The organism is Actinokineospora inagensis DSM 44258 (assembly GCF_000482865.1).
Lineage (GTDB): Bacteria > Actinomycetota > Actinomycetes > Mycobacteriales > Pseudonocardiaceae > Actinokineospora > Actinokineospora inagensis.
Genome location: NZ_AXWW01000013.1, coordinates 144291 through 165896, shown reverse-complemented (window position 1 = coordinate 165896; position 21606 = coordinate 144291). Strand labels below are relative to the sequence as shown.

The following is a 21606-nucleotide window of genomic DNA, read 5'->3' as shown; positions in this document are numbered from 1 at the left end:
CAGCCCCCACCCCTCCCTCACACGATCCGGCGAACCCACCCCAAACCGCTTGCCAGCCACCCCCACCACCCCCAGGGCGGCCCCCACCCTTCCCGGGGGCAGCCCTCGATGCCAGTCTACCCGTGGGGTCGGACGAAAGATCTTGAAACAGGGTGTGGAGGGGTTCTCCTGTGGATAACTTTTGTCGCTGGGATGGGTGAACAGAGAAGGGGGCTGGAGCGGTCGTCACTGTCCCCACCTGTGGATAACTGCGGGGAGTCATGAGGGGTCACGGGCACCACCCGAACAGGGTGAATCCCCAGCTCAGAGCCGATTTCTCGGGTGGTGGGCGCCGAGTTGCGCGCAAAGTTATCCACAGGAGTTATCCACAGTGTGCACAAGTGTTCGAATGCCCCGGCGGTAGGTTGATCGCATGTTCACCACGAGGCCTGAGTTGGTCGGCACGTTCGGCATGGTCGCGTCCACCCACTGGCTCGCCTCGGCGGCTGGGATGGCGGTGTTGGAGGACGGCGGCAACGCGTTTGACGCGGTGGTGGCGGCCGGGTTTGTCCTGCAGGTGGTCGAGCCGCACCTGAACGGGCCGGGCGGCGAGGTACCGGCGGTGTTCACCACGGCGGGTGATCCCACGCCAAGGGTCTTGTGCGGGCAGGGTGTCGCGCCACGCGCGGCGACCCCGGCGCGCTACCGCGACCTCGGCTTGGACCTGGTTCCGGGAAGTGGCCTGCTCGCCGCCACGGTGCCGGGGGCGTGGGACGGCTGGTTGACCCTGCTCCGCGACCACGGCACGAAGCGGTTGGCCGACGTGCTGTCCTACGCCATCGGGTACGCGCGGAACGGGTTCCCGCTGCTGGAGCGGGTGACGGCGGTGGTGAACACGGTGCGTGAGCTGTTCACCGAGCACTGGCCGAGCTCGGGTGAACTGTGGTTCGGCGCCACCGGGGCCCGGTTCGCGAACCCGCGGCTGGCCGACACGTGGGAGCGGCTGCTGGCCGCTGCGGTCGGCCCCAGCCGGGAGGCCGAGATCGACGCGGCCCGGCGGGCGTGGTCACAGGGTTTCGTGGCGGAGGAGATCGATCGGTTCTGCCGGTTGGCGTTCCGGGACGACTCCGGTCGAGACCACGCGGGGGTGTTGACCGGCCAAGACGTGGCCGACTGGTCCGCGGGCTACGAGCGGGCCGTCACCGCCGACTTCGGCGAGTGGACGCTGGCCAAGTGCGGCGGCTGGACCCAGGGCCCGGTGCTGCTGCAGCAACTGCGGCTGCTGGAACGACTCGACCTGTCCTATGTGGACGGAGTGGCGACGGCCGACACGGTGCACCTGGCGCTGGAGGCGACCAAGCTGGCGTTCGCCGACCGCGAAGCCTGGTACGGGGACACCGACGTCCCGCTGGAGGCCCTGCTCTCGCGCGGCTACGCCGCCGACCGCGCGGCCCTGATCACCGACACCGCCTCCTTCGACCTGCGCCCCGGCTCCCCCGACGGTCGAACCCCGCGCCTGCCCGCCTTCCTCAGCGCGGCGCCGCTGGACGCCCCGGTGTCGGGCGCGATCGGCGAGCCCACGGTGCGCCCGGACGGGACCACCCGGGGCGACACAGTGCACATCGACGTCGTCGACCGCTGGGGGAACCTGGTCTCGGCGACCCCGTCCGGTGGCTGGTTGCAGTCGTCGCCGACCATCCCCGGTCTCGGGTTCTGCTTGGGCACCCGCGCGCAGATGTTCTGGTTGGAGGAAGGGTTGCCGAACACGGTGGCACCGGGGAAACGGCCGCGGATCACGCTCAGCCCCAGCCTCGCCCTGCGCGACGGCGTCCCCGCGCTGGCTTTCGGGACCCCCGGCGGCGACGGGCAGGACCAGTGGCAACTGTGCTTCTGGCTGGCGCACACGGTGGGCGGCCTGAACCTGCAGGCCGCCATCGACTCCCCCGCGTGGCACTCCGACGCGGTGCCCAGTTCCTTCTACCCGCGCGGGTCGATCCCGGGGCGGGCTCAGGTGGAGTCCCGGCTCGGTGTGTCCGACGAGTTGCGGGCCAGGGGACACCAGGTGGTCGACGCCGAGCCGTGGTCGCTGGGCAGGTTGTCCGCGGTGTCGCGTGATCAAGAGGGCCTGCTGCGGGCGGCGGCCAACCCGCGCGGGATGCAGGGGTACGCGGCAGGCCGTTAGGCCATGGCGGCGAGTTTGGTGACGGTGTTCCAGTTCCGCCCGGTCAGGACGACCTTCCACTTGCGCTCGACGAACACCCCCACGGTCGGGGCGTTGCTGATGCCGTCCGGGCACCACTGGTAGACGACCCGGTCGCCGACGCGGACGTTGTCCGGGTCCAGGGCGACCGGGTCGAACGCGGCGGCGGCCTCGGCGCCCGGCATCTCGGAGAGGAAACCGGCGACCATCTTCGAGCCGTCGTCGTTCAGCCCGGCCAGCGGGTTCGCCTCGATCACGGCCCGGACCTGGGCGCCGGTGCGGATCAGGCAGCGGGTGGTCAGCCCGAGCTCACCGGCGAGGGCCGCCTCGACCGCCTGCTCCACCTCGGCCTCGTCGCCGGTCGCGTCGAACACCGCGTTGCCGCTCTGCAGGAGGGTCCGCACATCGGTGTAGCCGAGGTTGGTCAGCACCGCCCGCAGGTCGGCCATCGCGATCTTCGCCCGGCCACCGACGTTCACCCCGCGCAGCAGTGCGATGTAGGCGGTCACCGCGCGGCCAGCCCGAAGTCCAGGCCGGTCAGCTCCTCGCTGGTGTCCCACAGCCGCTTCGCCAGTTCGCGATCCCGGGCGGCCTCCAGCGGCTGGACCACGGTCGGGTAGCCCTTCTGCTCCTTGCGCCCGTTCGGCCCGATCAACTGGCCACCCTCCACGTCCTGCGACACGGCGGCGTAGAGCTGCGGCAGCGCGCCCATCGCGGCGTCCTGCGCGGCGAACCGGGTGGTCACCTTGAGCGCCAGCTTCATCACACCGCTCGGGCCGGACGACTGCAGGTTGGTGGCCGAGTACCCGGGGTGCGCCAGCACGCTGGTCAGCTCGGTGCCCGCGAGCCGCAGCCGCCGGTGCAGCTCCAGGCCGAACACGACGTTGGCCAACTTGGACTGGGTGTAGTAGCCGCTGCGCGAGTACTTGTGCTCGCCGTGCAGGTCGTCGAAGTGGATGCGGCCGCGGTGGTGCAGGAACGACGTCACCGTCACCACCCGCGGGTCGGCCCCGGCGACCAGCACGTCCAGCAGCCGGGCGGTCAACGCGAAGTGCCCGAGGTGGTTGACGGCGAACTGCAGCTCGTACCCCTGTGCGCTGGTCGTGCGCGGCGGCATCATCACGCCCGCGTTGTTGATCAGGACGTCCACCTGCTGGATGCCCGCGGCGAACACCTCGACGCTGTCCAGGTCGGCCAGGTCCAGCACCCGGGCCTCCACCAGGGCGTCCGGGTGCTCGGCCTGGATGCGCTCGACGGCGGCGCGCCCCTTCTCCGGGTCGCGGGCCGCCAGGACGACGCGGGCGCCCCGGCCCGCCAGCGCGCGGCAGGTCTCGAAGCCGAGACCGCTGTTGCCGCCGGTCACGATGAAGGTCCGGCCGCCGAGGTCGGGGATGTCGGCGCCGGTCCAACCGGGGGACGGGACCCCCGGGTCACCAGCAGGTGTCGTGCTCATGGGCATAGCCTGCCCTACCGCGTTCACCCACACAGGGCTTGGCCCGGGTTGCGTCCGATGTCTGGCTCAGCCTGCTTCCCCCGCCTTATGGTCAGCGGGTGGAGTTGCGTCACCTCGGCGAGTCCGGACTGGTGGTCAGCGCCGTCGGGCTGGGTTGCAACAACCTGGGCCGACCGGGCACGGCCGCCGAGTCGCTGGCGGGCTCCCGCGACCTGGTGTCCGCCGCGCTGGACGCGGGCGTGACCCTGTTCGACGTCGCCGACGTGTACGGGGCGCCGCGCGGCCGCAGCGAGGAACTGCTCGGCCAGGCCCTGGTCGGACGGCGGGACAAGGCCGTCGTCGCCACCAAGTTCGGCCTGGACATGCAGGGCGTCAACGGTCCCGACTTCGGTGCCCGCGGCTCCCGCCGGTACGTCCGGCGGGCCGCCGAGACCTCGCTGCGCAGGCTGGGCACCGACTGGATCGACCTGTACCAACTGCACCGGCCCGACCCGGGCACCCCGATCGAGGAAACCCTCTCCGCGCTCGACGACCTGGTCCGCGACGGGCTGATCCGGTACGCCGGGGTGTGCAACCTGGCCGCCTGGCAGATCGCCGACGTCTGCTGGACCGCCCGCACCGAGCACGTCGGCCCGGTCGTGTCCGCGCAGAACCAGTACTCGCTGCTGGAGCGGGACGCCGAACGCGAGTTCATCCCCGCCTGCACCCGGTTCTCGGTGCACCTGCTGCCGTACTTCCCGCTGGCCAACGGCCTGCTGACCGGCAAGTACGCCCGCGGCGAGGCGCCGCCGGACGGCAGCCGCCTCGCGGGTCGCCAACGCCTGCTCGCCGACGCGCCGTGGGACCGGATCGAGAAACTCCGCGCGTTCGCCGGGGAACGCGACATCAGCATGACCACGCTGGCCATCGGCTGGCTGGCCGCCCAACCGGTGGTCGGCTCGGTCATCGCGGGCGCCACGAGCGCCGACCAGGTCACCGCGAACGCCGCCGCCGCGAACTGGCGGCCCACCGCCGACGACCTGGTCGCCATCGACGGGATCTGCCGGGTCCGGCCCAGCGCGGTCGGACCCGGTGCTGCCGGAACCAGTGCGACCGGGCACAGTGCTGCCGGGCCGAGTGCTGCCGGACACAGCGCTGCCGTCGGAGTGGGGCCGCCGCTGAACGGGCGTTAACCTCTGCCGCGGGACACCGCAGTCGGCGAGAGGAACGCAGATGCAGATCGACGGCACCGCCGCCATCGTCACCGGAGGCGCCTCCGGTCTGGGCGCCGCCACGGCCAAGGCCATCGCCGGGTCCGGCGCCGCGGTCTTCGCCATCGACCTGCCCGCGGCCATCGAGAACGCCCCGGCCGTCCCCGGCGTCAGCTACCTCGCCGCCGACGTCACCGAGCCCGACCAGGTCGCGGCCGCCGTCTCCACCGCCGCCGCCGGGCCCAACCCGCTGCGGATCGTGGTGAACTGCGCGGGCATCGGGCCCTCGGCGCGGATCTTGTCCAAGCGCGGCCCGCACGACCTGGGGTTGTTCCGCAAGGTCGTCGAGATCAACCTGATCGGAACGTTCAACGTGGTCACGCTGGCCGCGGCGGAGATCGCCAAGACCTCGCCGGTGGACGACGAGGGGCAGCGCGGCGTGATCATCAACACCGCGTCCATCGCCGCCTTCGACGGCCAGATCGGGCAGGCGGCCTACTCGGCGTCCAAGGGCGGCATCGTCGGCCTGACCCTCCCGGCCGCCCGCGACCTGGCCGGTTCCGGCATCCGGGTGGTGACCATCGCGCCCGGGATCGTCGACACCCCGATGCTGGCGACGGTCAGCGAGGAGTTCCGGACCGCGCTGGCCGAGGGCGTCCCGTTCCCGAAGCGGCTGGGCACGCCGGAGGACTACGCGTCGCTGGCGCTCACCCTGATCGACCACGACTACCTCAACGGCGAGGTCATCCGGATGGACGGCGCGCTGCGGATGGCGCCCCGCTAGACCAATCGGCCCCGCCCGCGGTCAGTGCCCCCGGGCCAGCCACTCGTCCAGGTGCGGGGCCTCGGCGCCGATCGTGGTCGAGTCGCCGTGGCCGGTGTGCACCTTGGTCGACGCGGGCAGGGTCAGCAGCCGCTCCGAGATCGAGTCGATGATCGTCGGGAAGTCGCTGAACGACCGACCGGTGGCGCCGGGACCACCCGCGAACAGCGTGTCGCCGCTGAACACCGCGTCGAGTTGGGGCGCGTACAGGCAGACCGCGCCGGGCGCGTGGCCCGGCGTGTGCAGGACCTGCAGGAAGACGCCGCCGACCTCGAATTGCTGGCCGTCGTGCAGCGGTTCGAAGTCGGCGTCCGGGTAGGTCATCCGCCACAGCGCGTCGTCGGCGGGGTGCAGGTACACCAGGGCGTCGGTGGCCGTCGCGAGGTCGGCCGCGGCGTTGATGTGGTCGTCGTGCGCGTGGGTGCAGATGATCGCGACGACCCGCCGGTCGGCCACGGCGGCCAGGATCTCGTCCGGGTCGTGCGCGGCGTCGATGACCACGACCTCGCTGTCGTCCCCGACGATCCACACGTTGTTGTCGACGTCCCAGGTGCCGCCGTCCAGGCTGAACGTCCCGGACGTCACCACGTGGTCGACCCGGTGCGACATCAGAAGACCACCACCGAACGCAGCACGTCACCGCGGTGCATCCGCTCGAACGCTTCCTCCACCTGGTCCAGCGCGATCCGCTCGGACACGAAGGCGTCCAGGTCGAGCCTGCCCTGCTGGTAGAGGTCCACCAGGTACGGGAAGTCGCGGGAGGGCAGGCAGTCGCCGTACCAACTGGACTTCAGCGCGCCGCCCCGGGCGAAGAAGTCGATCAGCGGCATCTCGATGCGCATGTCCGGGGTCGGCACGCCGACCAGCACCACGGTCCCGGCCAGGTCGCGCGCGTAGAACGCCTGCTTCCAGGTCTCCGGGCGGCCGACCGCGTCGATCACCACGTCCGCGCCGAAGCCGCCGGTCAGGTCCTGGATGGCCGTGACCGGGTCGCCGGACTTGGCGTTGACGGTGTGCGTGGCGCCGATCCCCTTGGCCCACTGCAGTTTCCGGTCGTCCACGTCGACCGCGATGATCGTCGTCGCGCCCGCCAGCTTCGCGCCCGCGATCGCCGCGTCACCGACCCCGCCGCAGCCGATCACCGCGACGCTGTCGCCCCGGGTCACCGCGCCGGTGTTCACCGCGGCGCCGATGCCGGCCATGACACCGCAGCCGAGCAGGCCCGCGGCCGCGGGCGAGACCGAGGGGTCGACCTTCGTACACTGTCCACTGTGGACCAGGGTCTTCTCGGCGAAGGCGCCGATCCCCAGTGCGGGCGACAGCTTCGTGCCGTCCTCCAGCGTCATCGGCTGGGTGGCGTTGTGGGTGCTGAAGCAGTACCACGGCTTGCCCTTCAGGCAGGCCCGGCACTTCCCGCACACCGCGCGCCAGTTGAGGATCACGAAATCCCCCGGCGCCACATCGGTCACCCCCTCGCCGACCGACTCGACGACGCCGGCCGCCTCGTGCCCGAGCAGGAACGGGAACTCGTCGTTGATCCCGCCCTCGCGGTAGTGCAGGTCGGTGTGGCACACCCCGCACGTCTGGATCTTGACGACAGCCTCACCGGGACCCGGATCGGGCACCACGATCGTCTCGACACCGACGGGCCTGCCCTTGCCACGGGCGACAACACCCCGAACCTGCTGCGGCATGCGCGACTCCTCATCCACTCGGGTACGGATGCCACCGTAGGCGAGTCGCCGGGGCGGTGCGAGTGATCAGATGTCGCCGACGTACGGGATGTCGTGCACCGCGGGCGAGGTCATCCACGCCCGCAACGCCGCCGTGGCGCGCACGTCGTCCTCGTTGTACTCCAGCAACCGGGTCCGCTGCGGCAACACCGGCTCGTCCCCGTCGAGGCCGACCGCGTCCCGGTACCAGCGCATCGAGTTCTCGCCGCCCGCCTCCGGGTCCCGCCAGGCGAACCCGGCCACCGGGGCGATCGTCTTGAGGCCCTTGCCCTGCGAGCAGAGGAAGTGCTCGCGGACGCTGCCGAACAGGTCGAACCACTCGTCCGACTCGATGAACTGGGTGATCTCCCGCTTGCGCGGAACCCCGGGGAACCCGGCGAACCGCTTCGCCGACGCCAACAACCACCGGTTCTCGGCCAGCTCGTTGTAGCAGTAGGCGCGGAAGGTCAGACCGCGATCGGCGGCGGCCTTACGGGCACCGGTCAACCACCGCCAGAACTCCGCGAACGAACGGGCCTCGTCGTCGGTGGGCAACGGCTCCCAACTGACGAACGCGCGGTAACCCCGGGGCTCGCCGATGTCGGCACCGGAGAGGAGGACGCCCCACAGGTAGGCACCGGCGTCGCCGAAGCTCTCCATGTCCACATCAACCTCGACGTCGGCGCGCGGCACATCGATGGTCTGCGTGCGGCGGACCACTGTGAGATCGGCGAGCCACGCACGAGCAAGGCCGACGGCGTCCGCGACCGGCATGCCGACCAAGGGGACGTCGGTGTCGTACGGGTCGATGCCCGCGAGCGCGTCGACCGAGGTGACCCCGGCGGAGCGCAACATCCCCGCGTCCTCACCGCGCACGACCAAGCTCACGTCACGCGTCTTGACCAAGGCGTCCTCGCACACCGGCCACCACGGGCAACTACGGCACTCGACGATGCGGGACGGCTCGGCCAACGCGGGCGTCCCCGTCGCGGCGGCGGTGGCCACCGCGATCCGGTCGGCGAAGCGGGAGTCGTACTCGGCCAGCGCCGTGCGGCCACCGGGCCAGGTCGGGGCCTGCAGGTCGTGCCACACCACGGCGTCGCCGTCCATGCCGATGACCCCGGCGAAGGCGGAGCGCTCGTCGGCGAACCCGGCGGCCTGCAGCAGGCGGCGGGTGTGCGCCAGCCGGAGCTGATCCCGGGGCTGCGGCCGGACCTTGCGGGCCGAGTCGGGGCGACCACCCACGTGATCCAGCTCCGCCAGCGGGGAAGTGCGCGCGCCGGTGCCCGGGTCGGTGACCTTGTGCCGGACGACCAACACCGGGACGTAACCGGCGCCGCTGCGGACCAACAGGTCAATAGTGCCGCGGCGACCCGAACGGGGGTCACGCGGAAGAGTGGCACCCCAGATGAAGTCGTGGCCCTCGGTCAACGCGGCCGCGGTCGCCGCCTCCCGGTCCGACGCCCGCGACTCCGGACCGCCGGACACCTCAACCCACCGACCGCCGAACCGGGCCGCCAACCCGTCCGCGGTCACCCGCCGATGCCTGGTCGCATCGGCCTTCCGCAGCTCGGCCGTCGGATCGGGTGCCGACCGCTGCGCGTCACGCATCGCCGGGTCGTGCTCGAGGTGCACACGACGCCTGCAGCGGCTCACCACGCCGGCGTCGAGGAGCACCGTAGTAGTCACACACCGCAGCTTAGTTGCCCCAACCCGGCGCTGATCCGGTGCCGGCGTGCCCCCGGCGATCACGCCAAGTAGGTTCAGCACATGGCACCGAAGAACCCGGGACCGCGGCTCACCCCCGCCAAGGCCAAAAACGCGATCGCCGTCGCCAAGGTCATCGCCCCCGCGGTCCTCCCGGTCGTCACCCCCTACGTCCTGCACACCGCCGCCGCCCTCCGCGAACGCTGGGACCGGCACAAAGCCCGCAAACTCGGCGTCTCCCCCGACGACCTCGGCACCTACACCGGCCGCGGCGGCGCCCTGCACGCCCGCATCGCCGGAGCGGCCACCGGCATCACCGAACTCCGCACCAAAACAGGCGCCACCGCGGACGACCACGCCTTCGCGGAAGAAGCCGACCACAAACTCCGCCAACTGGCCGCTGCGGTCCGCGCGGCCGAACGGATGCCCACAGCCCGACGTCGGGCCGCGCATCGGGCCATTGGGTCTGAGCTGGACCGCGTTGAGGACCGGCTGCTGAGCGCGTTGGGGCTGTGAATCCGGGGCCTGTGGGTCTGGTTAGCCTGCGCTGACGATTCCGCACTTGGCGCGGTGGGACGCATCGGGATCGCCTGAGAGGGCCGTTTCTCCCTGCTTGGGGTCACGATCTGACCGGCACCGGCCTTGTGGTTTCGAGCCTGCTTTGCCGGACCGGGCGCTGACCGCTCCTGGCCTTTCTCGGGCGTCCGTTCAGGTTGGTCTGTTCGGGTTGGTTGTCCACAGCGTGCTGGCTTGTCCACAGGTGAGCGGGCTTGCCGCTCTTGACCTTGCCAAGCCGGTAGACTGGCACCGGGGTCGCCCCCCGGAGAGGGCGGGGGCCGGGTTGGAGGGTGTGCCCCAGGCCTGCGGTTGTCAATCGCTGAATGGGGTACTGGTCGTAGTGGCTTGTGATTCCAGGGGCCGTTCCGGCAGGTCTGTTCGGGTTGGTTATCCACAGCATGGCGACTTGTCCACAGGCGAGCAGGCTCGCAGTTCTTGACCTTGCCAAGCCGGTAGACTGGCACCGGGGTCGCCCCCCGGAGAGGGCGGGGGCCGGGTTGGAGGGTGTGCCCCAGGCCTGCGGTTGTCAATAGCTGGATGGGGTACTGGTCGTACTGGATTTGATTCCGGGGTCCGTTTGGACGGGTCTACTCGCACCAGTTGTCCACAATGAGCCAGCTTGTCCACAGGCGAGCTGGTTCGTGGTCGCTCGCTGCTCCAGGCCGGTAGACTGGCATCGGGGACGCCCCCCGGAGAGGGTGGGGGCCGGGTTGGGGGGTGTGCCCTGGGCCGGTGGGTGTCAATAGCTGGATGGGGTGATTGGGAGGGTGGGGGTGTGGGCTTGGTGGGGGTCGTGGGTGGGAGGTTGTTCGGTAGTGGTTGCAGCGATCTGATTGGGGGCTGCGCGCGGGTGGGGATGTTTGGTGGGCAACGGGGGCTTGGGGATGTGGCGGAGAGGCGAGTGGGTGGGGTGACTGCCGGGCCGGGGTGATGGGTGGGGGGAAAGTGCCACGTAGAGGGTGCTGGACAGGGGCGAATACGCTGTGGGGTTGTGCCCCCCGGTCGAGTGAGCCAGCCACGCGTGTCGCGTGTGGTGCGTGGTGTGCTCCTGGGTGGGGCGAGTGGGGCGTTGGCGATCTCGGCGCACGGGATGGCTGGGGGTGGGCTGCCGGATACGGCGGTCACGGTGGTGCTGGTCGGGTTGGTGGCGTGGGCTGGGACGGCCTTGGCGGACCGGCGGGGTGGGTTGGTCGCGACGTTGGGGTTGTTGGGGGTCAGCCAGGTCGGGTTGCACGTGTTGCTGACCGATGTCGCGGCACCACACCTCGGGCACGAACACAGTCATGCCGTTGACGGTGGGCTGATGTTGGCGACGCACGCCGCGGCCACTGTTGTCACGGCGTTCCTGTTGACCGCGGCGACTACGGCGTTGACCGTGATCGCGGGTGCGGTGGCGGGGCTGGTACGCGCGTTGACGGTGAGTCTCGCGCCGAGCAGCGCCGAGGCCGCGACAGGGTCGATCAGCACACCGGCGAACCACCTGCTCGCGATCGTCTTACGAGTGGTGTGCGGTAGGCGCGGGCCGCCGGTTTTCTCCTGAAGTTCCCCGCACCCACTACGAGCCGGTTCCAAGCGGCTCGTCCATCAAATCTTCAGGAGATACATCGCTATGTCGACTTATCGTTTTGCCGCGCGGGCGGGGGTTCTCCTCGCCACGGCCGGGACCGTCGTGCTGCTCGGGTCGGGAATCGCCTCGGCGCACGTGACGGCGAAGGTGATCGGCGAGACGGCCGCGCAGGGCGGCTACACCAAGATCACCTTCCGGGTGCCGAACGAGGACAACACGGCGGGCACCGTCAAGCTCGAGGTGCACTTCCCGCAGGACACCCCCATCCCGTCGCTGCGGACCAAGCCGATGGCCGGGTGGACCGCGGTCGTCACCAAGGCGAAGCTGGCGAAACCGGTCAGCGCCAACGGCACCCAGGTCACCGAGGCGGTCAGCACCGTCACCTGGACCGCGGCCGCGGGCACCCGGATCGCGCCGAACGAGTTCGCCGAGTTCGAGGTGTCCGGGGGGGCGCTGCCCGACGCCGACCAACTGGTGATGCCCGCGATCCAGACTTACGACAACGGCAAGGTGGTCAACTGGGACGCGCCGCCGCCCGCGGCGGGGGCCGAGGAGCCGGAGCACCCGGCGCCAGTGATCCAACTGACCAAGGGCGGGTCGGGCGACGACCACGGGTCGATGGCGCCCGCCAACACCGCGAACACGACCGACACGCACACCGAGGCCGCCGAGACCAAGTCGAGTGACACGACGGCCCGGTGGCTCGGCGCCGCGGGCCTGGTGGTCGGCGCGTTGGGGCTGGGCTTCGGTGTCGGCGCCACGCTGCGGGCGCGGCGGGCGGTCGCGAAGGCCGGGCAGTAGCCGATGCGCGCACTCGGCCGTGCCACCGCGGCGCTCGTGGTCACCCTGTTCGCCCTGGTCGGATTGGCCGGACCGGCGCTGGCGCACAACCAACTCGTGTCCAGCACGCCCGCCGACAAGGCGTCGCTGGGCGCCGGTCCGGCCACCGTGGAACTGACCTTCGACCAGCCGGTGCAGATCGGGGAGAACCTCAACTCGATCGTCGTCGTCGGGCCGGACGGCAAGGGGCAGTGGCAGAACGGGAAGACCTCGGTCAACGGCAACATCGTGTCCGTCGCCGTCCGCCCGCTCGGCCCGGTCGGTGACTACACCGTCGGCTACCGCATCCTCTCCGCCGACGGGCACCCGGTGTCCGGCGAGCTGAAGTTCACCCTCACCACCGCGGGCACCGGCACCCCGGCACCCGCGGACCAGGTGGCCGCGACCACGCCGTCCTCGGGCGACGACGGTGGCGGTGCCCCGGTGTGGGTGTGGATCGTGGGCGCCGTCGTGCTCGTCGGGGTCGGGATGTTCCTGGCCCTGCGCGTCGGGGGCAGCTCGCCGTGACCCGGGCCCGGACCACCACCAAGACCCACCCCCGGCTGCTGGTCGCGCTGGTGGTGTCCGCGATCGCCGGTGTGCTCGTCGGCCTCGCGGTCACCGCGGTGGCGCCGGTGCCGGGGCTGCCGGAACCGGCGGTGGTGGTCCGGGTCGGTCTCCCGGTCGTGCGCGCGGTGCTGGACATGGCGGCCGTGGTGACGGTCGGGCTCGGCCTGGTGCCCCTGCTCATCGGGTTCGACCGGCCGAAGCTGGCCGAACCCGTGCTGGCGGGGGCCCGCCGGGCCGCCATGCTCAGCGCCCTGGTGTGGGCGGTCGCGGCGCTGGTCGCGCTGGTGCTGCAGACGGCGGAGCTGCGGGCCGGGTCGACGGTGTCGGTCGCGGACGTGTGGGAGTACGTGCGGACGATCGGCGCGGGCAAGGCGCTGGTGTTCGTCGCCGGGTTCGCGCTGCTCAGCTTCGGGCTGGCGCTGTGGTCGGTGCGGGTCGGCGAGTCGGTGCCCGCCGAGCTGCGGGCGGCCGTGGCGCTGTTCGCGCTGCTGCCGCTGCCGGTGACCGGGCACGCCACCAACTGGCGCTGGCACGACATCACCATGATCTCGATGGAGCTGCACGTCATGTCCGCCGCGGCGTGGACCGGTGGGCTCGGCGCGGTCGTCGTGCTGCTGGCCGCCAACCGGACGCTGCTCGCGCACGCGCTCCCCCGGTTCTCCAGGCTGGCCACCATCTGCCTGGCGGTCGTCACGGTGACGGGTTTCTTCAACGGGGCGGTCGAACTGCTGGTCAACCCCAACCGCACGCTGGTCCAGGCCCTGTTCGGCACCGGCTACGGGATCCTCGTGCTGATGAAGATCGGCTGCCTGGCCGGGCTCGCCGCCCTGGGCGCGAACATCCGCTGGCGGCTGCTGCCCGGCATCATCGCGCACCGGACCACGCCGCTGGTCGCGCTGGCCGCTTGCGAGCTCTCGATCATGGGTTTGGCCTTCGGGTTCGCCGTGGTGCTCACCCGCGCGCCGCTCGGCTGACCCGGGATCGGCGACACCCCACCGCCTGTGGACAGGTCTTGTGGGTCACTCGTGCGCCCTGACCTGCGGATCTTCTCGCACATCCCCAGGTAATCGGAGTTGTCCACAGGTAGTTGTGCACAGTTGTGGATGAAATGGCCGAGTTGTCCACAGGCTGTGGATCGCGTTCGGCGCGGCGCAGCCGCCGCTCACCGCCCGCCTGCCGATCCCGGCAACCGACGCCGTGGGACGAAGTAGGCCGAACGGGGGAACGGTGAGTGGTCAGTCCTGCTCGGTGAGGTGCGCGGGCGCGGGCCGCGGCGAGCGCAGGTGCGCCAGCCGCGCGGTGGCCGACCGGCCCCGGTTCGCCAGCTCCCGGTGCGAGATCCAGCCCCGCGCGTAGTGCCGGTAGGCCTGGGCCAGCAGCACCAGCTCGGCCAGGTGGTCGGCCGAGCGGCGGCGCGCGTCCTCGGGCAGCTTCGCGACCGCGGCGAGTTGGCTGTCGACGGCCTGGTCCAGGGCGCGGGCCGAGGCGAGGGCACGGCGGCGGTTCCGGAACATGGGCAACCTCGCGGGACGGCCAACACGGACGGTGAGCAGGGCAGGCGCCGATGCGGATGATCGGGCGCGCTGACCCTGGCGTCGTTCACAATGCGCAGCGCGTTACCCGCGCGAATACCGCCATCCGGGCGGGAAACCACCGTCAGCGGTAACGCGACCACCGGGCCGAGGTATCCCCGGTGCGGAAGTCCCGGAGCCGTCTCAGCAGCTCAGGCCGCACCTGCGGGCTGCTGTTCATGATCGGCAGAACACTGGTGATGAGCTTGAGCTCACGCACCTCGCGCAGCACCGCGAAGCCACTCCAGCGAGTGACATCGAAGCCGTAGCCGTCGGCCAACTCCCGGTACCGCGCGGTCGGCTCGCCGAACCGGCTCACCCCCACCGCCAGTGGCGTCAGGTCCCACTCCGGCGGACCGAGGCAACTGGAGTCGAAGTCGCAGAGCACCGGGCCCGCGCTGCTCGGGATGAGGTTGCCCAGGTGGGCGTCGCCGTGCACCAGCCCCCGCGGCAGCGGGAAGTCCAGGTCGAGCAGCCGGGCCGCCACCTCGTCGCACCGCGACCGCAGGAACAACACGTCGTCGACGGCCAACCCCTCCGCCTCGCCCAACCGCCGCCGGACGTCGTCGAGCGGGTCCCACGAGGGCAGATCCGGCAACGGCAGGGCGTGCACCCGGCGCAACAACGCGGCGAGATCAGCGGCCCGCGGCGCGGTACCACCGCTGGTGACGACCGTGTCCCACACCGTGGCCGCGTAGGCGCCGACGAACACCGGCTGCTCGATCCCCACGGTCAACCTGACCGCGGGCACCCCGTGATCGGCGAACCAGCGGGCCACCCGTACCACCTTGCGCACCCGGTGCCGCAACGCCACCGACCCGACGATCCGCACCACAACCGGCGCCGCCGCGAGCTGGAACACCGCGTTGTTGGTGAACCGCAGGAGCCGGGCGCCGCCGGGGTCGACCCCGACCCTGGCGCACACCCGGTCCAACACGGCGTCCAGGTTCTCCCTGGTGAACAACCCCGCCGCGGCCATCGGTCCCCCCGACCCCAATGACCTCCGCGCCGCCGCGCTCAGGCCACGCTGAGATTGATTATCTGCTCGGCGAGGTCACGCGCGTCGGCGTTGTTGCGCCGCTTGCTCGCCTCGTCGAGCAGCGGCTTCAACCGGTCCCGGACCCGCGACGACTTCAACGTCTCGGCCAGTTCCACCGCCGTGCGGCCCACCTTGGCGCCGTGGTCGATGTCGCCCTCCAACATGTGGTTGGTGGCCAACGCGCTGAGGTTGAACGCCCGGCTGCGGGCGTAGTCGTCGCCGTAGGAGTCGATCGCCTTGGTCAGCGCCGGGATGGCGAACTTCGTGTGCGTCGGGTCGCTGGTCTGCGCCAACACCGTGTGCACGGTGCCGATCATGGCGTACACGTCGGTCTCGTTGAAGAACCGCACCCAGTCCTCGGCCTTGGAGTGGTCGGCGCGGGCGAACTCGTCGCGGGTCCGGCCGATCAGCTTCATGGTCTGGTCCTTGTGCCCCATCAGCGCGTACGCCCAGGCCTGGTTGGCGCAGATCACCGCGACCGCCAACTCCGAACCCGATTCCTGGGCGGCGATCTGACCGAGCTGGAACATCTTCAGCGCGTCGTCCGGGGACTCCTTGTGCAGGTAGACCCGGCCCATCCGGTACAGGATGTTGGCCACCAGCGGCTCGCTCTTGCCCGCCTTCGCCAACTCCAGCGCCTTGCCGAAGTGGTTGCGGGCCGAGTCGGTCAGACCGATGTCGAACGAGGTCCACCCGGCCAGGTTGTGCAGGTCGGCGAGCGCCACGTGCAGGCGCTGCTTGACGTGTTCGGGCCCGGACGCGCCGAGCATCTGTTGACCCCAGGACAGTTGCGCGACCACTGCGTCGCGGCAGAAACCCCCGCCGTACTGGTAGTCCAGCGACCGCAACGCCCTGGTCGCCGCCTCAACCTGGCGCACGTCGGTGATGCCGATCCGACCTGGCGCGGGGGTTTGGACGGGGTTGGCGACCCACGACCCGGAGTTGTTGCCCAGCACGTTCGCGCCCACCGTGACGGCGGCCGCGTGTGCCAGGAACTCCCGACGCTTCACCTCTTCGCTCTCCTCAGGCTGTGACGCCTCACGCGTCACCGCCACCCGAACCGCGGTGACCTCGTCGTAGGCGAGACCCATGTATCCCCTAGGGACACCCAGCCCGTCGGCGATCCTGGCGAGGACGTCGTAGGCCATGACCTGACGTCCCTTGAGGATCTCCGACACCTCGGACTGCGACTGGCCGGTCATCGCCGCGATCTGGCGCTGCGACACGCCAGTGCGGCGGAGCAGCCGGTACACGGAACTGACCTCCCGCGCGGCGAGCGCGGCCCGCATCTCGGGTTCCTCCCACGTGTCCGAAGAAATGGGAGAACCCGAAGATCCGATCGAGTTCATTCCGCCCCCTCACTCCTCAACCGGGCGTCAACCGCAGAGTAAGCGCACTTCACAGGCAGCGAGAAGGGTGGATCGGCGAACCTGATCGGCTCGACCGAACTTCCGTGACCGCTCACCGTGAAACCACCGCCGATCGGCGCTGTGACGCTCCAATCTCGTTCCGCACGCCTCAATGTAGTTCGTGGTAAGCGTACGAGCACGGAGGGAAACCGAGAAACGTGGAACTTCTCCGGTCGGTCTTGAGCCCGGTGGCGGTCCCCGCCCGGCGGGCGGACGAGCGCGCCGAGACGACCCACGTTGACCTCGCCTCCCCACCGGCCCTGCCCGTCGACCCGCACCGAGAACTGTTCCGCGGCGGGTTGCCCGGTTCGGTGGGCGAGCGCCGGGTGTGGCGGGTGGCCTGTGGTGACGTGATCAACCGCGACCGGTGCCTCACCGTGCTCGTGGAGAAGAACAAGGTGGTCCTGGTCGGGCCACCCGGTGAGACGGCGGTGCTCTCCAGCGGCCAACTCGGCCAACTGCGCACCGCCCTCCGCGAAGCCGCCGAACAGGCGGAAAGGTAACGGTGACGTTGAGGTGGACGAGATACTCGGCCAGGTCCTGCGCAGCGCCGTCTGGGAGCGGTTGGACATGCTCACCGAACTGGCCAAGCGGGCGGACGCCCCTTCGCTGCTGTCGGTGGCCCGCTCCGAGCTGCCGCGGTTGACCGAGGGTTGGCGGTCCATGCTCTCCGCGCACGAGCCGGACGAGAAGGGCAACTGCCCGGTGTGCTCGAGCCGGTGGCGGCAGCAGAAGGCGCCGTGCTCGGTGTGGCGGGCCGCCTACGAGCACTTGGTCGCCGGTGGCCTCGCGCCGCAGCACACGCCGCGCCGCGGCAAGAGCGAGCCGGGTTCGCGCCGCTCGCGCAGGCTGGCAGGCGCCCGTTGAGCGGGCGGCCCGGGTTCCGCCGTTCCCCCGGACGGAGCGGAACCCGGGTCGCCGACCCGACCCCCGTACTCCGCGGACCGGTGCTGCTGTTGCTTTCCGCGTCCCCTACCGGTATCGGTCCGCGGCTCCAACCCCTTACTACTCGCGGGTAGTTCGCGAAACTCGTTCCCGGAAGTGGTGCACAGGCCATTTCGCGCGTCTCCCTCAGTCGTTGGACGGGCAAGATGTACGTCAGCGATCAGGAGGAGACGCTGTGGCCAGCCCTACCCCACTCCGCCGCCAGCCGGTGCAGCAGCGCAGCGCCAAGCGGGTGCAGAGGATGCTCGAGGCCTGTGCGGAGTTGGTCGACGAACTCGGCTACGACGGGGTGACCACCACACTCATCGCCGAACGGGCAGGCGTGGCGGTCGGGTCGCTCTACCAGTTCTTCCCGGACAAGCGGGCGGTCGTGCAGGCGTTGACCCAGCGCAACCTGGACCACTTCATGACCGAGATCGCGGGCAGGCTGGACGAGGCGCACCTCGAGCACTGGTGGGACGGCGCCGACCTGATCTTCGACAGCTACGTGCGGATGTACCGCGAGGTGCCCGGGTTCAGCCGGATCCGGTTCGGTGACGTGGTGGACCTGCGGCTGATCGACGGCGAGCGGGACAACAACACGGTGATCGCGGAGAACCTGGCCTCGTTCCTGGCCGACCGGTTCGGCATCCCGTTCGAGGACATCCGGTTGCCGGTCGCGGTGGCCAACGAGATCGCCGACGGCATCCTGAACCTGGCGTTCCGGCGCAAGCTGTTCCCGGAGGAGACGGTGATCGCCGAGGCGAAGACGGTGGTGCGCAGCTACCTGTCCGGCCAGATGAAAGCCGTGGGGCAGGTAGCCGAACGGGCCTGACGGGGAGAGGTACCGCGCGGTCTACCCGAAGCTGTGTCCCTCACCGCGATAGGTGGGGACCGCGCGACCCTCGACACCACCACCGATCAGGTGGTACTCGGTGAAGCGCTCGGCCAACTCGCCCGCCTTGGCGTGCCGCAGCCACACCCGGTCGCCGACGCGCAGCCCGGCCGCCGCCGCACCGGTCACCGGGGTCTGCACCTCGCCTGCGCCTTCCACGGTGAGCAGCCGCAACCCTTGGGGGAACTGGGGAATCGGGAGCCGGTCGCGGTTGGCCGGTCCGGACGCGACGTAGCCGCCGCTGAACAGCGTGGCGATTCCCGGTGTGGGGCGGCGAACCACGGGGAGGGCGAACAGCACGGCCGGTTCGGGGGTGAACCGGCGGTAGCCGTCGAACAGGCCGGGACCGATCAGCCCGGAGCCCGCCGCGATCTCGGTGACCGACGGGTCGGCCCGGGTCACCTCGATGCTGCCGGTGCCGCCGCCGTTGACGAACTCCAAGGGGCACACGGCTTTCACCGCGCGAACCGCGGCCGCGCGCCGTCGCACCAACTCCTTCGCGGAGCCCCGCTGCATCCACTGGAGAGCCGCGCCCAGCACGGGTTTGCCCGCGGGCGCGTCACCCATGCCCGCGATCTGGCCCTCGTAACCCATGACGCCCACCAGTCGGAACCCCGGTCGGGCGGTGATCGCGGCCGCGAGGGTCGCCGCTTGTCCCGGGGTGAAGACCGGTGACCGGCGGGCGCCGATGTGCAGTCGGCCGAGCGGGCGCCAGGAGACGTCGAGTTCCAGGCACACCCGCAGTTCCGGGTGGTCGGCGCCGAGGGCGGCGTCGACCAGGTCGAGGTGCGCCACCGAGTCGACCATGATGGCGATCCGGGCGCGGGCCGCGTCGTCGGCGGCCAGGGCGCGCAGCGCCGAGTGGTCGACGGTCGGGTAGGCGACCAGGATGTCGGTGTCGGCGAGGTCGGTCCCGGTCCAGGCGCGGGTCAACCACAGCGCTTCCGGCAACGCGTAGCTCATCACGCCCGCGAAGCCGGGTCGGCGCAGGACCCGTTCCAGCAGGTACCGGCAGCGCACCGACTTGCTCGCCACCCGGATCGGGCGGCCGTCGGCGCGGCGGAGCAGGTCGGCGGCGTTGTGGTCGAAGGCGTCGAGGTCGACCACGGCGACCGGTGGGTCGAGGTGTTCGGTCGCCGCGTCGAGGCGGTCGCGGGTGCTGGACACGGGTCAACCGTACGCGATCCGGTCTTGAAATGTGAAGCAGATTCACCTAGCGTTCCGGTATGGAGGCAGCGATGGCAGGGACAGCCGCACCCGCCTGGCGCAACTGGGCCGGGACCGAGACCGCGACCGCCACCGAGGTACGCGCGCCCCGCGACGTCGACGAGATCAGCGCGGCGATCACCGACGCGGCCGACCGGGGGCAGACCGTGCGCGCCCGGGGCAGCGGCCACTCGTTCACCGCCGTCGGCGCCGCGCACGACATCGCGCTCGACCTGTCCCACTGGACCGGGATCGTCGCCGCCGACGAGACCACCGGCGAGGTCACCGTCCGCTCCGGCACCGGACTCGCCGCGGTGAACACCGCACTCGACGGCATCGGCCGGGCGCTGGCCAACCTCGGCGACATCGACGCGCAGACCGTCTCCGGCGCGATCTCCACCGGAACGCACGGCACCGGCGCCCGGCTCGGCGGCATCGCCACCCAGGTCAGCGCCCTGGAACTGGTGCTGGCCGACGGCACGGTCGCGCACTGCTCGGCCACCGAGCGACCTGACCTGTTCGCCGCCGCCCGGATCGGCCTCGGCGCGCTCGGCGTGATCAGCACCATCACCCTGCGCACCGAACCCGCGTTCGCGCTCGCCGCCGAGGAACGCCCCGAACCGCTCGACGACGTGCTGGCCAACCTGGACACCAACTGCGCCGAGAACGACCACTTCGAGTTCTACTGGTTCCCCTACGGGCACAATGCGCTGACCAAGCGCAACAACCGCCTACCGGTCGGGGCACAGCCGAAACCACTCGGCCGCGCGCGCCGATTCTTCGAGTACGAGGTCGTGGAGAACGCCGCGTTCGGCGCGCTGTGCAAGATCGGCAGGGCAATTCCGGCATTGGTTCGACCACTGAACAAGCTCTCGGCTGCCGTGCTGTCACCGCGCACGTACAGCGATGTGTCGCACAAGGTATTCGTGACCAGCAGACGAGTTCGTTTTGTCGAGTCCGAGTACGCGATCCCGCGCGATTCCCTCGGCGATGTGCTCACCGAACTCCGCGCCCAGGTCCCCCGCTTGGCCGAACCGGTGATGTTCCCGGTCGAAGTGCGCGTCGCCGCCCGCGACGACATCTGGCTCTCCACCGCATACGACCGGGACTCCGCATACCTCGCCATCCACCAGTACCTGGGCATGCCGTACCGCGCGTACTTCGACCTGTTCGAGTCGATCGTCGGCGCGGTCGGCGGTCGCCCGCACTGGGGCAAGATGCACACCCTCGACGCGGACGCGTTGCGCGAGCGGTACCCGAGGTTCGACGACTTCCGCCGCGTCCGGTCCGAAGTGGACCCGGGTGGCCGGTTCCGGAACCCTTACTGCGACCGGGTTCTGGGTCAGATCGCCTGAACCGCGGCCGCCACCGGGACATCACCGCCGACGAGTTCCAGGGTTTTGCCGACACTGCCCGGCTCATCGAGGAGCGCGAGGACCACGGCGGCGACATCGGCGCGGGCAACCTCGCCGCGCGCCACGGACGGCGCGAGGGTCACCCGTCCGGTGGCCGGATCGTCGGTCAACCGGCCCGGCCGCAGGATCGTCCAGTCGAGATCGCGCGCCCGCAGGTCACGCTCCGCCGCGTCCTTGGCCCGCAGGTAGGCGTTGAACACCTCGTCCTCGACCACCCGGTCCAAGCCCATCGCGCTGATCTGCAGGTAGCGCGGGACTTCCGCGAGCTGCGCCGCCTCCGCCGTGCGCACGGCCGCCGCCCGGTCCACGGTGTCCTTGCGCTGCAAGCCACTGCCCGGACCGGCGCCCGCGGCGAACACGACAGCATCCGCGCCTGCGAACACGGCCGCGATCTGTTCCGGCGTCGAGGTTTCCAGGTCCAGCAGCACGCCATCACCGCCGTGCGACCGGATGTCCGGCACGTGATCGGGATTGCGCACCACACCGATCACGGTGTCACCGCGGGCGGCGGCAAGCCCGGTCACCAGCAGAGCGATCTTGCCGTGCCCCCCGGCGATGACCAGGCGCAT

At 70.9% G+C, this 21606-nt stretch carries 22 protein-coding genes; 12 read left to right on the top strand and 10 right to left on the bottom strand.

What is annotated here, in order from left to right; all coding sequences use genetic code 11:
- Nucleotides 1–412 precede the first annotated feature (412 nt).
- Nucleotides 413–2161: a gamma-glutamyltransferase family protein gene (locus H504_RS0104735; protein WP_026421849.1), complete on the top strand. Its 1749-nt coding sequence runs from the start codon at nucleotides 413–415 to the stop codon at nucleotides 2159–2161.
- On the opposite strand, the gene H504_RS0104730 is transcribed toward H504_RS0104735, so the two are convergent.
- Together H504_RS0104730 and H504_RS0104725 are read right to left on the bottom strand one after the other, a co-directional pair.
- Nucleotides 2158–2688: a DUF1697 domain-containing protein gene (locus H504_RS0104730; RefSeq protein ID WP_026421848.1), complete on the bottom strand. Its 531-nt coding sequence runs from the start codon at nucleotides 2686–2688 to the stop codon at nucleotides 2158–2160. The genes H504_RS0104735 and H504_RS0104730 overlap by 4 nt on opposite strands.
- Nucleotides 2685–3632 carry an oxidoreductase gene (locus H504_RS0104725; RefSeq protein WP_026421847.1) on the bottom strand — a complete coding sequence of 316 codons (948 nt, stop codon included), beginning with the start codon at nucleotides 3630–3632 and terminating at the stop codon, nucleotides 2685–2687. Before H504_RS0104725 ends, H504_RS0104730 begins: the two co-directional genes overlap by 4 nt.
- 98 nt (nucleotides 3633–3730) lie before the next feature.
- On the opposite strand from H504_RS0104725, the gene H504_RS33250 reads away from it, so the two are divergent.
- A complete protein-coding gene (locus H504_RS33250) occupies nucleotides 3731–4804 on the top strand; it encodes an aldo/keto reductase (protein ID WP_084467376.1) in 1074 nt (357 codons plus the stop codon).
- A gap of 40 nt (nucleotides 4805–4844) precedes the next feature.
- The gene (locus H504_RS0104715; protein WP_026421846.1) at nucleotides 4845–5606 is read left to right on the top strand and encodes an SDR family NAD(P)-dependent oxidoreductase; all 762 of its coding nucleotides are present in this window, start codon (nucleotides 4845–4847) and stop codon (nucleotides 5604–5606) included.
- A gap of 21 nt (nucleotides 5607–5627) precedes the next feature.
- Here H504_RS0104715 and H504_RS0104710 read toward each other — a convergent pair whose 3' ends face one another.
- The 3 genes from H504_RS0104710 to H504_RS0104700 form a co-directional block, all read right to left on the bottom strand.
- Nucleotides 5628–6254: an MBL fold metallo-hydrolase gene (locus tag H504_RS0104710; protein WP_026421845.1), complete on the bottom strand. Its 627-nt coding sequence runs from the start codon at nucleotides 6252–6254 to the stop codon at nucleotides 5628–5630.
- Nucleotides 6254–7339, bottom strand: a complete 1086-nt coding sequence (locus H504_RS0104705) for an S-(hydroxymethyl)mycothiol dehydrogenase (protein WP_026421844.1) — start codon at nucleotides 7337–7339, stop codon at nucleotides 6254–6256. The genes H504_RS0104710 and H504_RS0104705 overlap by 1 nt, the downstream gene beginning before the upstream one ends.
- 66 nt (nucleotides 7340–7405) lie before the next feature.
- A complete protein-coding gene (locus tag H504_RS0104700; RefSeq protein WP_026421843.1) occupies nucleotides 7406–9046 on the bottom strand; it encodes a TM0106 family RecB-like putative nuclease in 1641 nt (546 codons plus the stop codon).
- Nucleotides 9047–9127: 81 nt separating this feature from the next.
- Here H504_RS0104700 and H504_RS0104695 point away from each other — a divergent pair, with 81 nt between their 5' ends.
- From H504_RS0104695 to H504_RS0104675, 5 genes are all read left to right on the top strand, one after another.
- Nucleotides 9128–9580 (top strand): DUF6474 family protein, encoded by a 453-nt coding sequence (locus H504_RS0104695; protein ID WP_026421842.1) that lies wholly within the window; start codon nucleotides 9128–9130, stop codon nucleotides 9578–9580.
- Nucleotides 9581–10664: 1084 nt separating this feature from the next.
- Nucleotides 10665–11162: a hypothetical protein gene (locus tag H504_RS0104690; RefSeq protein WP_084467375.1), complete on the top strand. Its 498-nt coding sequence runs from the start codon at nucleotides 10665–10667 to the stop codon at nucleotides 11160–11162.
- A 69-nt stretch (nucleotides 11163–11231) separates the two neighbouring features.
- Nucleotides 11232–11990 carry a YcnI family copper-binding membrane protein gene (locus tag H504_RS0104685; protein ID WP_026421840.1) on the top strand — a complete coding sequence of 253 codons (759 nt, stop codon included), beginning with the start codon at nucleotides 11232–11234 and terminating at the stop codon, nucleotides 11988–11990.
- A 3-nt stretch (nucleotides 11991–11993) separates the two neighbouring features.
- Nucleotides 11994–12536: a copper resistance CopC family protein gene (locus tag H504_RS0104680; RefSeq protein ID WP_051385475.1), complete on the top strand. Its 543-nt coding sequence runs from the start codon at nucleotides 11994–11996 to the stop codon at nucleotides 12534–12536.
- Nucleotides 12533–13552, top strand: a complete 1020-nt coding sequence (locus H504_RS0104675; RefSeq protein ID WP_026421838.1) for a copper resistance D family protein — start codon at nucleotides 12533–12535, stop codon at nucleotides 13550–13552. The genes H504_RS0104680 and H504_RS0104675 overlap by 4 nt, the downstream gene beginning before the upstream one ends.
- 261 nt (nucleotides 13553–13813) lie before the next feature.
- On the opposite strand, the gene H504_RS0104670 is transcribed toward H504_RS0104675, so the two are convergent.
- From H504_RS0104670 to H504_RS0104660, 3 genes are all read right to left on the bottom strand, one after another.
- On the bottom strand, nucleotides 13814–14092 hold the full coding sequence (locus H504_RS0104670) for a hypothetical protein (protein WP_051385474.1): 279 nt from the start codon (nucleotides 14090–14092) through the stop codon (nucleotides 13814–13816).
- Between the two features lie 142 nt (nucleotides 14093–14234).
- On the bottom strand, nucleotides 14235–15128 hold the full coding sequence (locus tag H504_RS0104665) for a phosphotransferase family protein (RefSeq protein ID WP_035303283.1): 894 nt from the start codon (nucleotides 15126–15128) through the stop codon (nucleotides 14235–14237).
- A gap of 38 nt (nucleotides 15129–15166) precedes the next feature.
- Nucleotides 15167–16537 (bottom strand): NsdA family TPR-like regulatory protein, encoded by a 1371-nt coding sequence (locus tag H504_RS0104660; protein ID WP_084467374.1) that lies wholly within the window; start codon nucleotides 16535–16537, stop codon nucleotides 15167–15169.
- A 218-nt stretch (nucleotides 16538–16755) separates the two neighbouring features.
- Between H504_RS0104660 and H504_RS0104655 the strand changes: the two genes are divergently transcribed.
- From H504_RS0104655 to H504_RS0104645, 3 genes are all read left to right on the top strand, one after another.
- Nucleotides 16756–17100: a hypothetical protein gene (locus H504_RS0104655; protein ID WP_026421834.1), complete on the top strand. Its 345-nt coding sequence runs from the start codon at nucleotides 16756–16758 to the stop codon at nucleotides 17098–17100.
- A 13-nt stretch (nucleotides 17101–17113) separates the two neighbouring features.
- Nucleotides 17114–17464: a hypothetical protein gene (locus H504_RS0104650; RefSeq protein ID WP_026421833.1), complete on the top strand. Its 351-nt coding sequence runs from the start codon at nucleotides 17114–17116 to the stop codon at nucleotides 17462–17464.
- Between the two features lie 253 nt (nucleotides 17465–17717).
- On the top strand, nucleotides 17718–18356 hold the full coding sequence (locus H504_RS0104645) for a TetR family transcriptional regulator (RefSeq protein ID WP_035303282.1): 639 nt from the start codon (nucleotides 17718–17720) through the stop codon (nucleotides 18354–18356).
- 21 nt (nucleotides 18357–18377) lie between these two features.
- On the opposite strand, the gene H504_RS0104640 is transcribed toward H504_RS0104645, so the two are convergent.
- A complete protein-coding gene (locus H504_RS0104640; protein ID WP_026421831.1) occupies nucleotides 18378–19583 on the bottom strand; it encodes an alanine racemase in 1206 nt (401 codons plus the stop codon).
- Nucleotides 19584–19654: 71 nt separating this feature from the next.
- On the opposite strand from H504_RS0104640, the gene H504_RS0104635 reads away from it, so the two are divergent.
- Nucleotides 19655–20977 carry a D-arabinono-1,4-lactone oxidase gene (locus H504_RS0104635; protein ID WP_026421830.1) on the top strand — a complete coding sequence of 441 codons (1323 nt, stop codon included), beginning with the start codon at nucleotides 19655–19657 and terminating at the stop codon, nucleotides 20975–20977.
- Here the strand turns inward: H504_RS0104635 and H504_RS0104630 are convergent.
- Nucleotides 20965–21606 (bottom strand): SDR family oxidoreductase, encoded by a 642-nt coding sequence (locus H504_RS0104630; RefSeq protein WP_026421829.1) that lies wholly within the window; start codon nucleotides 21604–21606, stop codon nucleotides 20965–20967. The two genes, H504_RS0104635 and H504_RS0104630, sit on opposite strands and share 13 nt — an antisense overlap.